Here is a 13,552-nt window from a genome sequence, read left to right as displayed (position 1 = left end):
TTGACGTGAGGCGCGTCTAGGGCCTACGACGTTGGGACGCTTCCCCGGAGGACCCCGACCATGCCGATTCCCAAGAGCCTCGAAGGCCGCCTCACGCTCCCCGTGATCGGCGCGCCCATGTTCATCGTCTCGGGCCCCGAGCTCGTCATTGCCCAGTGCAAGGCGGGCGTGGTCGGGTCCTTCCCGGCGCTCAACGCGCGCCCGAAGGAGCAGCTCGAGGTCTGGATCACGCGGATCAAAACCGAGCTCGAAGAATACCGCGCGCAAAACCCCGGCGCGCGCGTGGCGCCGTTCGCGGTCAATCAGATCGCGCACCGCTCGAATGATCGGCTCGAGCACGACATGGAGGTCTGCGTCCGGCATGAGGTGCCCATCATCATCACGAGCCTGCGCCCGCCGGCCGAGGTGGTGAAGGCCGTGCATTCGTACGGCGGCATCGTGCTCCACGACGTCATCAACGTGCGGCACGCCGAAAAAGCGATCGAAGAGGGCGTCGACGGCCTCATCCTCGTCTGCGCGGGCGCGGGCGGCCACGCCGGCACGCTCTCGCCGTTCGCGCTCGTCGCCGAGGTCCGCAAGTTCTATCAGGGCACGGTTTGCCTCGCCGGCGCGATCTCCACGGGCCGCGACGTCCTCACCGCGCAATCGATCGGCGCCGACCTCGCCTATGTCGGCACGCGCTTCATCGCCACCGAGGAGGCGAACGCGATGCCTGCCTACAAGCAAATGCTCGTCGACACGGCGGCGAAGGACATCGTCTATTCGTCCCTCTTCACGGGCGTTCACGGCAATTATCTCAAGCCCTCCGTCGCGGCGGCCGGGTTCGACCCGGACAACCTCCCCTCGGCCGACAAATCCACCATGAACTTCGGCTCCGGCGGCAACACGGCCGCGAAGGCGTGGCGCGACATCTGGAGCGCGGGCCAGGGCGTCGGCAGCATCGCGGACGCGCCCAGCGTGGAGACGCTCGTCCGCCGCATGCGCGCCGAATACGACGCGGCGTGCGGGGACCTCCTCACCCGTTCGAGCACCTTCCGCGGATAGGTTTTTCTTGAAAACCTCTCAGGCGCGCGGCTTCGCCGCGACCGCGCGCTCGCCCTTCGCCAGGCCCTCGCGCGGGATCCCGAGCCGCTCACGCAGATCCCCGAGTGGCATGTCGAGCAGCTCGTCGACCCTCATCCCCTGCCGGTAGAGCGCCTTCGCCGGTCTGGCGTCGCGGTACGCTTGCAGCATGCGGCGCGGCGAGAGCACGAATCCCCCCATCGCGGCCGAGGCGTTCAGCAGATACACGATCCACGTCTCGCAGCCGCCCATCAGCTCCCAGAGCGCGATCTCGCCTTCTCCGATCAAATTGGCGCCGTACCCCGTCGCCACGTGATGCAAATCGTGCAACCCGATCGCCCAGCGCCGCGGCGGCGGGTTCGGCAGCGTCACCTTGGCCCGCCCGCCGAAGATCATCACCGAAAACGTCTCGGCCGTATACTCGTCCGTCGTGAAGCCGTTCTCCGCGAGGTACGCGTCACGCGCCTGGCGCACGGTCAGCGTGGGAGGAAGCGGGCGATCACGCGGGAACAGCGGGGCCTCTGCGACATCGTGCAGCGCGTCGAACGTCGTGGTCATCGTGATCTCCCGGCCAGCGAGCGCCGGCCACGAGGAGACGATAGGGGCGCCCGCGTCCGGTTTCCACTCCCGTTCAAAAGTTGTCCCCGCTCATTCCAGATAAAGCCGCGCCGAGGTGCAGGACCGCGTGTGCGGATCGAATTCGAGCAGCCCGATGCCGCTCCGGCGCGCGCCGTGGGCCATCAGCGTGCAGCGGAAGCCCGTGAAGAACCCCGCGGAGATGGGCGCCTCGACCTCCAGCGATGCGCCCGGCCCGAGCGCGTCGAAGAGGCTCCGCGGCGTATACCGCTTCCCCGGATCGATCTCGATCCGCGGCTCGTCGTCCGTGAAGAGCCCCCGCAACCCCGCCAGATCCCGCTCCCCGATCGTGCGGGCGAGCTCCTCGACCGTCGCGTGCCCGCGCTCGAAAATGCCCCGCCAGAGGCCTTCGAGGTACGTCGACACATTGGAAAAACCCTGAATCCGGAGCATGCGCGCCGTGAGCCCCGTCATCGCAATCAGGCTCTTCGGGCCGCCCTTCAGTGCCGCCGCGGTCACGCCCCGCAGCTCCCAGAACGCCCGCATGCGCGTAACCCGCAGCGCCCCGTCGAACTCGCCGAGCTCGTAAATCAGATACGCCGGCAGCGCCACGCGCGCATCGTTCGGCGTGCGCGTCGTGATGTTCACGTCCCGCACCACCACAAGCCCTTGCACGACGTCCGCGAGCACCTCGAAGTGCACGTCGTTCGGGGCGATGTACACATCGTAAAAGCGCCCGAGCTCGTCGTCGCCGTCGCGCGGGTCGGCGCCCTTCCGCGCGGGCGGCCCGCCCACCGGGTCCTCGACGACGGCGCCGTGCGCGAAGAGCCCCACCCAGCCTGCTTTGTCGTGCGCGGCGACGCGGTCGGGTGAGCTCTTCACGACCGCGAGCACATCGTCTCGGCTCCATTCCATGCGCCGCGTATAACACGAACAGGCCGGGCAAGGGCAGCGGGAAGGCGCGCGGCCGCGCACGGCATCTCTCCTCGGCGAGCGAGGGGCTCACGCTGCGCCCGTCCTGGCCTTATGCCTCTTGCTGGAGAGGGGGGACGCGCATGGCGAAAGACGGCAATGGTCAAGCGGCGGCGATGCGAAAGCTGAGGCGGCTCGTGAAGGGCATCCGCGTGGCGATGATGACCACGACCCACGGGGACGGCACCTTGCACAGCCGCCCGATGGCCACGTGCGAGGCGCTCGACGAGGACGGCGCGCTCTGGTTCTTCACGTCCTGCGAGACCGAGAAGGTGCGGGAGATCAACGCCGATCACCACGTGAACGTCGCGTACTCCGATCCGAACGATGATCGATACGTCTCCATCGCGGGCATGGCTCGGATCGTCCGCGACCGCGAGAAGATGCAAAAACTCTGGAGCCCGACGCTGCGCCTGTGGTTTCCGCGCGGGCTCGACGAGCCGGACATCGCCCTCTTGCGGGTCGAGGTCGAGCGTGCGGAATACTGGGATCCCTCGGCGGGCCTGTTCTCCGCGATCGTGAGCCGCGTGCGCTCGGCCGTGACGGGCGCCCCGGGATTCCCGGCGCGGCACGGCCGGATCGAGCTCCGGCACGAGGAGGAGCAGCCGCGGGCGGCCTGATCAGGCCGGTTTCCTCAAAGGACCGGGGCGAGGAGCTCGCCGAGCTCCTCCGAGGCCTTGCGAAGCAGGGTCGGATACGCGTTTTCGAGCAGCTTTTCCGGCATTCCGAGGACGAGCTGCAATCTCTTCGACGACGAATCGTAATCGTTCGGGAAAAACGCCGTGGAGCGACCGGTCGTCGTGACGAACGACGGCGTCGTGCCCTCCCCGGGGATCGCGGCGTGCATCTCCAGCCGGATCCGAATGTCGTTGAAGACGAGTTTGTCTTCCGTGGATACGAACGGCTCGTCGCCCGAGACGAGGGTCATCGAGACCACGAGCCGAGGAACATCCGGCGCCGCGTTCTCCGTCGCACGCTGGAACTGAACGGCGCGGCCGAGCGTGCCCCTCGCGCGCGAGACGATCGTGTTGAAGACCCGCTCTTCGACATCGTTCTCGGACTTCCAGAAGACCTGGCCAACCGGGTGGTATCGGTTCCCGTGCTTGTGTATCAGGTCCGTCTCCGCGTCCAGGAACGCGTTCGGCAGGACGAAATCCACATCCAGCACGACCCGGGGATCCCCCTTCGTATCGAGCCTCGTGAGCAGCGGATGGAAGATCGCACGCGCGCTCTCGCCGCCCGACCCTTTTCGCAGCCGGAGCAGGTCGAGCCGATCGGCATACACGTGGTGAATCGCCTCGCTCACCTCCTCGGCCCACTTGTTCCCGTAGCGACCTTCGATCGCGTGGAGCTCCGCCACGTCCTGCTTTTGCCGGGCGTCCACGATTTCGGACCTGGGCAGGAGCTCCGTGCGGATCTCGTGCTCGTGTTTTTTACCGAGGAATTCGAGGTATTGCCGGTACGCGAAGAGGTTATTGTTCCGCTTCGCCGCCGCGAACATCGCGTCGTCGACCTCGTCCGTGTGCCGCCGGCCCCGCGCGTCGCCGAGGTAGATGCCGTACGTCGCGAGGTTATCCGCCTGTTTCACCATGCCGAAGAGCAGCTCGTCCGCCTCGGCCGCGTGTTTGCCGTCGGGGTACATCGACAAATACTCTGCGAGCGAGACCGCTCGTTTCTTCGCCCGCTCGAACGCAATGTCGTCGAACGCGCTCCGAGGGCGCAGGCCCACGTCGCCATAGAGCATTTGCCTCCAGGCGAACTCGGCGTCCGAGGCACTCTCGGCCGCCTCGAGGACCTGGCCGAACATGGACGCGTCGCTCGCGTGATTGCGCGCGAACCACGACGCCGGGCCGAGGAGCGCGCCCACGGCGGTCGACGCGAGGACGAGCCATCGAAATGCGGGAACGCGGCTACCGTTGTCCTTCGCGATCGACTCCGCGCTCGCCCAGTCGTCGGCGACGCGCAATTCGAAAAAGGGGTCGAGCCGTTCGATCGCGGGCTGGTCGTCTGGTAAAACCAGGCGTGTGGCCTCTTCGATCGCGGCCTGGGCCTCGCACGCGAGCTCCGTCGCATCCCCGAATACGCGTAGCGGCGCCGCCTCGCCGTCGCCGAAGACGAGGATCACCTCCTCGCGCCTTCCGCCCGCGCGCCCCTCGACACGCCGGAGCGTCGCGAGCGAGGTGACCGTGAGAATCCGCCCGCGGACCTCCACGAGGTCGAGCGAATAGAGATACCGGCCCGACGGGAACGGCGCGCCCTCGTCCTTCGATCGCCGAAAGTACACATGCACGATCACCGCGAGCGCGAGCACCGATACCACGAGCGCGTGACCGAGCATGAACGCACGCGGCTGCACGGCGAAGCGTCCTTCGAGGTCGCCGAACTGCACGAACCAGAGCACGAGCCAAACGAACGCAGCGGTGATCCCCGCGCCGAGCCAGAAGCGCCGAGAGCCCGGGATCGTGCCCGCCGCGTCCTCCTCGACGCGCAGGAGCGGCCCGGGCATGCCGCCGTCCGCGAGCCCGCGGACGAGCCGTTCCCGCACGATGTCCGGGAGCCGATCGAAATCGAGAACGCGGACGACGCGTGGCTCGGCGCCGGCGGAGCGGTAGTGATGGGTCGCGCGCATGGATCCCGGGAGAAAGGCAATCATGTTCTCGCTTGACGCGCCATGGAAAATCCGCTAGTCGTGGACCCTGGCGGGCCGTTCGGGCTCCTTCGGCCTCCTTATTCGTCCGCCTCATCGCGCCGTTCGCGGCGGTCCGCAGGCTCGATTTCGAGCGTGGGTGGATACGTGCGCGTGGCGTCCGGAGGACGTCGTGGAACGCAAACTCGTTTCGATTCAGGTGGTGGAGAGCCTCGCGCCCATCGAGGGCGCGGATCAAATCGAACAGGCCCGGGTGATGGGCTGGACCGTGGTCGTCAAGAAAGGGGAATTTCGCCCCGGCGACCGCTGCGTGTTCTTCGAAATCGACAGCGTGCTCCCTTCGAGCGCGCCGTGGGCGGAGTTCATGCGGTCACGCGGGTATCGCGTGCGGACGGTCAAGCTCCGTGGCGTGCTCTCGCAAGGCCTCGCTTTGCCGGCCACCATCCTCGACGGCGAGATCCCCGAGGTCGGGACGGACGTGCGCGATCGGCTCGGCGTCACCAAATACGAGGCCATCTTGCCGGACGCGCGTGAAGTCGCGGGCGGTTTTCCGGCGCTCGTGCCGAAGACGGACGAGATTCGCCTGCAATCGGCGCTCGGGGTGCTCGACGAGATCCGCGGCCAGGAGTTTTATGTCTCGACGAAGCTCGACGGCTCGTCGGCGACGTTTTTCCGCGCGCCCGACGGCGAGTTCTTCGCGTGCTCGCGCAACTGGGCCCTCGCGCCCGGCCCGAACGCAGTATGGCGGATGGCGGAGCGGTACGAGCTCGCGCACCGTTTGCCCCCGGGCATCGCGGTGCAGGGCGAGCTTTGCGGCCCGGGCATTCAAAAGAACCGGCTCGGGCTCTCCGAGGTCGACGTCTTCATGTTCGGCGTGTACGACGCGCGGGCGGGCCGTTACCTCGATTTCGCGGACTTCATCGCGTTCTGCAAGGAGTACGGCCTGCGCACCGTGCCCATCGAGCGCGAGGTCCGCGGCGAGGAAGCGAAGCATTTCGAGCACACGCTCGATCGCTGGCTCGAAGCGGCGCGGGGTCTTTATACGAAGACGAAAAACCGCAAGGAGGGCATCGTGATCCGTCCCCTCGTCGAGTCGCGCTCGGCCACGCTCGGCGGCCGGCTCTCGTTCAAGGTGATCAACAACGACTTCTTGCTGAAGGACGAGGACTGAGTCCCATCAGGAGACGAGCCTGATACCGACGGGCAAGCCCTCGCCATAAAACGCCGCCCGGTCCGCCTCTTCCACCGCGACGACCTCACGCACGGCCCGCACCCATTCCTCGCGCGCGCCCGAAGCCACGAGCCTCCGCTCGACGTCGCGCCGCACCCGCTCCGACACATCGCGCGCTCGGTCACCCGTGAGCCGCGCCATCTCCATCGCCGCCCGCGTCGCCGTGGGCATCTCGGCCCATTTTTCGCGCAAAAGATGATCGAGCCAGCGCTCGGCGACGTTTGGCGCGATGACATGGTGCGCGCTCGCATACGCGGGCACGCGCGCGCCGATGCGCCCGATCGCCGCCCAGATCCGCGGATCACGATCGGTCCAGGTTCGTTCGAGCAAAAAGCCGCCGAGCTCGGTCCGCCGCGCCGGCGGCACGCGCTCCAGCGACGAGGCGAGGTCCACGACGTCCGCGTCGGGCTCGGCCCGAATGCCCTTGGGCTTCTTCAATCGTTTTTCGGTAGGTGCGAGGAACGGATCGACGAGGTCCCGGATCGCCACCTGCGCCGCCTCTTCGAGTCCCCCCGCAATGCGCCGCCATGCGATCCAGAAGTGCTGCCAGGTGCGCGCCTCCTGCGCGAACACGACACGCTCGTGGAACAACGAAAACAGATTCGCCGCGCGCTCCTCGTCGAGCGCGTGACCGAAACCCGGCCGGAGCGTATACCCCGCGAGCTGCCAGAAGACCCGTTCGTGATCGGCCGAGCGCCGCCGGCCCTTGTGCCCAGGCCAGAGCACGTCGAAAAGCGCGCGGTTCGTCTCGGCCGTCCACGTGGGCCGCTCGCCGAGGATCCGTTCGAGCTCGCGCACGAGGTCCTTCACCTCGCGCGGCGTGACGTCCGCCCGCCCCTTGCCATAGATCCGCGCAATCGCCTCGCGCGCGTCCTCCAGCCGTTTGCCCCCGGCCGTCACGCCCGGCCGCATCGTCTTGCCCGAGGAAACACCACCCTCGGTCTCGACCGCGGTGTCGGGGCTCGTCTCGCGCAGATCCCAGGTCAATCGAAAGCGGCGTCCGGCCTCGGCGTCCACCTCGACACACGCGAGCTCAAGCGTGCCGATCGCGCTGAGCTCGCCCGCGAGCGAAACGGTCACCTCGCCGGGACGCGCGCCCGGCTCGAAGGCCGAGGAGACGGGTGGCAAGGCAGAAAAACGCTCGATGTCCGGCGTGACGACCGCGCCCGGCAGGTCGAGCGCCTCGTCGGAGGTATACATCGGGAATCGCACCGGGCGGCCGACCGTGAGCGAAAACGTTCGTCCGGGCACCTCGTAGCGAATGCCCTCGCGCGCGCCGCGCGGGACGACGCAGACGGCCTGCCGCTGGCCGGACGGCCCCGCCGACAAGCCGAGGTAATACCCGCGCGCCGAGCCGCCTCCGATCCGGACGCCACGGCCGAGGAGGGACAACCCATACGCGACGGCGCCGCGCGCGACGGCGAGGTCGGGATCCGGATGCGGCAGAATCTCCGGGCGAATGGCGCTCCACGTTCCGATGGAGTCCGCGAGCCGATCGACGATACGTTTGGCGCGAAAGACCCCGCCATTCAGGAGCAAGGCATGCGGTGCGGGCGCGCCGGGGGCATGGCGGGCGAAGAAATGGGCGACGTGACGGGTGATGGCGACGTCGCGCTCGTAGGGGAGGCCGAATGCGACGAGCGCGCTGCCGCCGCGGCGCGGGCGATCGGCGAGGGAGGCGGGCGGCAAAAAGCCGTCGAGCACGACGCGCTCGGCCTCCTCGCGGGAAAGGCGCGTGGAAAGCGCGGAGCCAATGAGGCGCGCGCCCTTTCCGAGCACCGTGACCGCGACATCGCTCGGCGGCTCGTCCCCGAGGAGCCGCTCCTTGGCGGCGCGGCAAGCGAGCACGAGCTGGCCGAAGCGCGCGGGGGGCAATCGATCGGGAGGTTCGATCAGGCGGCTCTCGCAGAGATGCGCGAGCGCAAGATCCATGTTGTCGCCGCCCAGGAGAAGATGTTTTCCCACGGCGACACGCTCGACCTCGGTGGATCCGCGCTGTTCGCCTGGGCGAACCCGGATCAACGACAGATCCGTGGTCCCGCCGCCGACGTCGCAAACGAGGACGAGCGCCTCGCCGCCACTCCGCTGGCAAAGCGCGGCGAGATCGCCCTCGCCGGCGCGGGCCATGTAATCGTAAAAGGCCGCTTGCGGCTCTTCGAGCAGCCGCACCTCGATCCCCGCGCGCCGCGCGGCCTCGACCGTGAGCTCACGCGCGTCCTCGTCGAACGACGCGGGCACGGTCAAGACAACGTCCTGCTTTTCGAGCGGATACGCGAGGAACGCCTCGTTCCACGCGCGCCTCACGTGCAGGAGCAATCGCGCTGCGGCGTCGACCGGCGAAATGCGCGGCAGGTCCTCGGCCTCCTCGCCCGCGCCCCACGGCAGAATGGGCGCGGTGCGATCGACGCCCGCGTGCGCGAGCCAGCTCTTCGACGAGGCGACGAGCCTTCCCGCGACCTCGCCCCCGCGGCGCCGCGCATGCACGCCGAGCACCCAGGGCGCGTCGCCGAACGGATCGGGCAGGGCCTCGCCCGGAATGGGCGCATAAAGAAACGAGGGGAAAAGCGGCTGCGGCTCGATCTCGCCCGCGCTCACGAGCTGGGGGATCGGAAAGACCTCCGGCGGCCGGTTCGCCTGCGGATCGGCCCACGCGACCACGGTATGCGTCGTGCCGAGATCAATCCCGACGATGCGCCGCGCGCTCATGAACGACCCCTAGCCTTCCACGGCGACCTCGCCGCCGTGCGCGCGTACGCCGAGCTCCACTTTCCACTTTTCACCCGGCTTTTGCGGCTCGATCGGCACGGCCTCGACGAGCAAGGTCCCGACCTCCGTGATGCTCGATCGCAGCCGCACGGGCACGACGTCTCCCTCGCGCCGCCCGTCGGCCGGCAAGGTCACTTCCATGGGCGCGAGCTCGTCGAGCTCGCCCTCGCCCCACGATTCGAGCTCGACGCCGGCCGGGTCGTCCCGACGAACCGACGAGCCGAAGAACCGGAATCGCACGGGCTCGCCGACCACGACGCCGAGCTCCTGCGGCGGCAAGGCCGCCTCCGTGCCCTCTTCCATGCCGAACGGCGCGACGCAAAGCGCGGTGATCGGCGGTTCGATTCCAGGCACGGCCGGCACCGCGCTCTCGATGCCCACGTAATACGCGCGCGCCGTCCCGCCGCGAATGCGCAGGCCCCGGCCCTTGCGCACGAGCCCGTACGTGGCCGCGCCACGCGCGACCGCGAGGTCGAGATCGGCCGCGGGCAAGACGCGCACCGGCTTTCCGCCGTCGGCCTCGAGCCATGCATTGAGGGTCGAGACGATCCGATCGGCGAGGACCTTGCCCTTCATGACGCCGCCATTGAAGAGCAGGACCGTCGGGTGCAGGAGCGTGCGTCCCTCGTGCTTCGGAAACCCTTCGATCCGATCGAGCGCGCGCGCATGGCGGCCGAGGAACGCCGCGAGGTGGCGCGTGACGGCCGGGTCCTGCGCATACGGCAAGCCGAGCTGCGTGAGGCCGCCGCGGGCGCGTTGCGCGGGTCGGGCGTTTGCCCCGACGACCGGAAAAAACCCGTCGACGAGAATTTTTCCGACCTCGGATTGCGAGAGCTCGGTGCGCAAGGACGAGCCGAGGAGCTTTGCCCCGCGGCTCGGGACGACGACGGGCAAGCTCTCGATCGAGGCGTCCGAAAGCAGCCGCTCCTTGGCCCCGCGCGCCCCGTGCGTGAGCGCGATCATTTGCCATCGATCGAGCTCCTTGCCCTCGGCGACGAACTTCTGCCGCGCCACGTGCGCGAGCGCGAGGTCCATGTTGTCGCCGCCGAGCAGGATGTGATCCCCCACGGCCACGCGCTCGAGCGCGAGCGAGCCATTCACCTCGGTCGCAGCGATGGCCGAAAAATCGGTCGTGCCGCCGCCGACGTCGACCACGAGGATCACGTCGCCCGGGTGAATGTATTTGCGCCAGTCCTCACCCGCGGCGTCGATCCAGGCATACAGCGCGGCCTGCGGCTCTTCGAGCAACGTGAGATCCTCGAACCCGGCGAGGCCCGCGGCCTCCACGGTGAGATCCCGCGCCGCCGCGTCGAACGAGGCCGGCACCGTGAGCACGATCTCCTGCGCCGAGAGCGATTGCTCCTTTCCTTGCCGATGCACCCACGCCTCGGCGAGGTGCTCCAGGTATCGCCACGAGGCCTCGACGGGCGAAATCTTCTCGACGTCCTCGGGCGCGCCGAGCGGCAAGAGCGCCGATCGCCGGTCCACGCCCGCATGCGAGAGCCAGCTCTTCGCGCTCGACACGAGCCGGATCGGCGCGTCGATGCCACGCGTGCGGGCATATTCACCCACCACGAACGTGCGCTCCGCGTCCCAGGGCAGACTCTGCGCGCCCTCGCTCTCGTGCGCGGCATAATAAAACGAAGGCAAGAGCACCCGCTCTTCCAGCGTGCCGCGGGCGACGAGCTGGAGGACGGGCAATACCTCGGCGCGCGGTTTTTCAGCCGCGCTCTCGGCGAACGCGAGGGCCGAATGGGTGGTGCCGAGATCGATACCAACGACGAAACGAGCGGTCACAGCTCCACCTCCGCGGGCGCGAGGATCTTCGGGTCGTGCCCTTCCGTGGGCGTGGGCAGGTGGAGCTCCGCCACCTTCCAGCCCCGATGCTGGATCGTCCCTCGATAAGGAGGTTTGCCCTGCACGTTGCCCGTGAGCTTCACCTCGGCCGGAGAGAAGCCCGCCTCCAGCGTCACCTTTTGCCCCTCGTCCTCGCTCCGCACAGGAACGATCGTCACGTGGTCGTGGAGCGCCTTGCGGCATCCCTCGTGGACGACGCGGACGGCGGCGCCGATCTCGGCGTCGGGGAAGGTGGCGATGTCCTGCTCAAGGAAATCGACGAGCCTGCCCTCCCGCTGGAGGAGGGCGAGGAGCGAGAGCGCCGGGGAGAGGTCGGGTTCCGCGGGCTTTTTCGGCTCGGGTTTCTTGGCCTTTTCGGGCAGCTTGGCCGGCTCGGGTTCGGGGGGCGGGAGGGCCGGAACGGCGGCCTTGAACACGCGAGCCGCGAATTGGCCGTCGAACAGGATCCGAACCAGGCAGGCCCAGGCAAACCAGAGCCGTGTGGCGAGAGGGAGCGGGGCTTCTTCGGACACGCGGGAAGGGTAACGCGTGCTGCGCGAAGGTGGGAGTTTCCGGCGAGCGGGTTTTGTTCGGACGGGTGGAAAGGGCGGCGTGAGCTCGGACGGGACGACCGGCGCGCGGGAGGCGTGGCACGCGCGGGGGTGGTCCCCCCGAACTCGGGGTCGCGGAGCGACCCCTCAAACAACAGGACCCACCACCCCCGCGCGTGCCACGCCTCCCGCGCGCCTCGATGCAGGTCAGGGAGACGGGCTCAGGTGAGGAGGAGGGTCTTGCCGGCGAAGAGGAGGCCACGCTTGCGGAGGGTGGTCTGGAGCTTTCTGTACTGGGGGGTGTGCGTGAGGATGTTGATACGGCCGGAGGCCAGCCAGTGGAGCTCGCGCGGGAGTGCTGCGAGTTGTCGCGCCGCGTCGTGCTGGAGGAAGGATTCCAGCCAATCGAGCTTCTTCTCGACGACCGAGACCTCGCTCGTCTCGGCGGAATGAACCTCGATGAAGTGGGCGATCACCTGCCCCGAGCGGTCGTACCCGACGACGTAGTCCCAGCGGTTGGACTCCGGATGGGTCGCCCGGCAGTCGCCGTCGATGTCCACGCTGCCGAGGATCTTGCCGGCGTCCTCTCCAGAGATCTGCCCCTTGCCTTCACCCCGCTTGATGGCCTGGAGACCGTCGCGGTGTTGCAGGGGCTTGCACGGGTTCACGGCGTCGCGGAACGTCTCTTTCGGCGGCCGGGCTTTCTTCTTGCCCGCCGTCATCGCGACACGGCCTCGCCGACAATCTGCGCGATACGCCCCGAGAAGCCACTGAGCCCGCCCCAGCCGGCGACGCTCGGGTCCGAGGAGCCGGGGTCCAGGGTAGAGATGTCTTCCGTGATCACGCCGGAGTTGGTGGGGTGAAAGTAGTAGGTGCGATACTTCTTTTGCAAAGCACTCTTTAAGAGTGCGGGCATGGACACTGTAAGCTGATCGATATTGAAGATATCACAGAGAGCTTTGACGCCGTTGTCAGGGGCCGTGCTGGAAAGCTCACGTATGGCCCACACGAGATCCAATACCACGGGTGAATGAGTTGACAAGATCACCCGATAATCCCGAACTAAGAGTTCCAGCACTAGTAACCCGAAGCTGACGATAGCCTGGGGGTGAAGCCCCATCTCTGGCTCTTCGATAATGACGGTATCAATGTCCCCCGCCCGTGACCTCCATGGCATGAGCGAGTAGAGACCGAGCAACAGGGGAGTGAACTCTCGCTGCCCTGCAGACCATGCGTTATAAGGCAACGCAAAGTCGGCACCGGGAGGCTTCAGCGCAATTCTTTTGCGCATTCCTTCTTTTTCCAAAACAATCTTCGAACCGACGTAAACGGATGCATCGACGACGGCATGTAAACCTGCGTCGAGACCCATCGGCTGTGGAAAACGGGAAAGCGATCTTGGGCGCCGAAAGGCGTCCTCCATAAACTTTCGGAGTGACTCGCTAAACTTGCGAATTGCATAGGGATCACCGGCTGCATAAGCCATAAACGGCTTAGGCCAGCCGTCCTGAAGCACGAGCACTCGTTGCGCCGGGATCAGACATACAGTCTCCTTCAAGGAAGTTCCGCGGAGAGGAACCGCGACCTTTCTGAAGTCAAAGGGCTTACCGTTGCGAAGAACTACGGTATCCGTTTGAATCACGGTCTCCAGACCACCACCGAAGTAGAGGCCACAGTAGTCGCTAACGGGATCGTCCCCATCCGACCAGTCGAAGCCGTACTCACCCAGCTCATACTCGATCGCCCCCGCATCCTGGATCGCCTTGAAGAGCTGAACAAAAAGGCTCTTGCCGGTGGCCTGCGGCCCGACGAGGACCGTGAGGTCCCCGAACTCGACATCACCTTTCTGGATGGGGCCGAAGCCCCGGACTTGCAGCCGCTTCATGGTCGCCTGTGCGCAGGCAACCACAT

General features: G+C 67.5%; 11 protein-coding genes. 3 read left to right on the top strand and 8 right to left on the bottom strand.

What is annotated here, in order from left to right:
• The first annotated feature begins 60 nt into the window (after window positions 1-60).
• Window positions 61-1,044 carry an NAD(P)H-dependent flavin oxidoreductase gene (locus KEG38_RS06180; protein ID WP_272418124.1) on the top strand — a complete coding sequence of 328 codons (984 nt, stop codon included), beginning with the start codon at window positions 61-63 and terminating at the stop codon, window positions 1,042-1,044.
• Between the two features lie 18 nt (window positions 1,045-1,062).
• Here the strand turns inward: KEG38_RS06180 and KEG38_RS06175 are convergent, their stop codons facing one another.
• Together KEG38_RS06175 and KEG38_RS06170 are read right to left on the bottom strand one after the other, a co-directional pair.
• Entirely contained in the window at window positions 1,063-1,620 is a 558-nt protein-coding gene (locus KEG38_RS06175; protein WP_272418123.1) for a hypothetical protein, read from the bottom strand.
• A gap of 90 nt (window positions 1,621-1,710) precedes the next feature.
• The gene (locus KEG38_RS06170) at window positions 1,711-2,553 is read right to left on the bottom strand and encodes a nuclear transport factor 2 family protein (protein ID WP_272418122.1); all 843 of its coding nucleotides are present in this window, start codon (window positions 2,551-2,553) and stop codon (window positions 1,711-1,713) included.
• Window positions 2,554-2,693: 140 nt separating this feature from the next.
• Here KEG38_RS06170 and KEG38_RS06165 point away from each other — a divergent pair, with 140 nt between their 5' ends.
• Window positions 2,694-3,230, top strand: a complete 537-nt coding sequence (locus KEG38_RS06165) for a pyridoxamine 5'-phosphate oxidase family protein (RefSeq protein WP_272418121.1) — start codon at window positions 2,694-2,696, stop codon at window positions 3,228-3,230.
• A 14-nt stretch (window positions 3,231-3,244) separates the two neighbouring features.
• Here the strand turns inward: KEG38_RS06165 and KEG38_RS06160 are convergent, their stop codons facing one another.
• Window positions 3,245-5,263 carry a hypothetical protein gene (locus tag KEG38_RS06160; protein WP_272418120.1) on the bottom strand — a complete coding sequence of 673 codons (2,019 nt, stop codon included), beginning with the start codon at window positions 5,261-5,263 and terminating at the stop codon, window positions 3,245-3,247.
• 166 nt (window positions 5,264-5,429) lie between these two features.
• Between KEG38_RS06160 and KEG38_RS06155 the strand changes: the two genes are divergently transcribed.
• Window positions 5,430-6,428: an RNA ligase (ATP) gene (locus KEG38_RS06155; protein ID WP_272418119.1), complete on the top strand. Its 999-nt coding sequence runs from the start codon at window positions 5,430-5,432 to the stop codon at window positions 6,426-6,428.
• Between the two features lie 6 nt (window positions 6,429-6,434).
• On the opposite strand, the gene KEG38_RS06150 is transcribed toward KEG38_RS06155, so the two are convergent.
• From KEG38_RS06150 to KEG38_RS06130, 5 genes are all read right to left on the bottom strand, one after another.
• Window positions 6,435-9,194 (bottom strand): hsp70 family protein, encoded by a 2,760-nt coding sequence (locus KEG38_RS06150; protein WP_272418118.1) that lies wholly within the window; start codon window positions 9,192-9,194, stop codon window positions 6,435-6,437.
• A gap of 9 nt (window positions 9,195-9,203) precedes the next feature.
• On the bottom strand, window positions 9,204-11,051 hold the full coding sequence (locus tag KEG38_RS06145; RefSeq protein ID WP_272418117.1) for an Hsp70 family protein: 1,848 nt from the start codon (window positions 11,049-11,051) through the stop codon (window positions 9,204-9,206).
• On the bottom strand, window positions 11,048-11,623 hold the full coding sequence (locus tag KEG38_RS06140; RefSeq protein WP_272418116.1) for a DUF2760 domain-containing protein: 576 nt from the start codon (window positions 11,621-11,623) through the stop codon (window positions 11,048-11,050). The genes KEG38_RS06145 and KEG38_RS06140 overlap by 4 nt, the downstream gene beginning before the upstream one ends.
• Before the next feature lie 239 nt (window positions 11,624-11,862).
• Window positions 11,863-12,363, bottom strand: a complete 501-nt coding sequence (locus KEG38_RS06135; RefSeq protein WP_272418115.1) for a hypothetical protein — start codon at window positions 12,361-12,363, stop codon at window positions 11,863-11,865.
• Window positions 12,360-13,526: an AAA family ATPase gene (locus tag KEG38_RS06130; protein ID WP_272418114.1), complete on the bottom strand. Its 1,167-nt coding sequence runs from the start codon at window positions 13,524-13,526 to the stop codon at window positions 12,360-12,362. The genes KEG38_RS06135 and KEG38_RS06130 overlap by 4 nt, the downstream gene beginning before the upstream one ends.
• Window positions 13,527-13,552: the final 26 nt, after the last annotated feature.

The organism is Polyangium jinanense (assembly GCF_028435265.1).
Lineage (GTDB): Bacteria > Myxococcota_A > Polyangia > Polyangiales > Polyangiaceae > Polyangium > Polyangium jinanense.
Note: the sequence above shows the minus strand (reverse complement) of the source record. Positions and strands in the feature narration are given on the sequence as shown.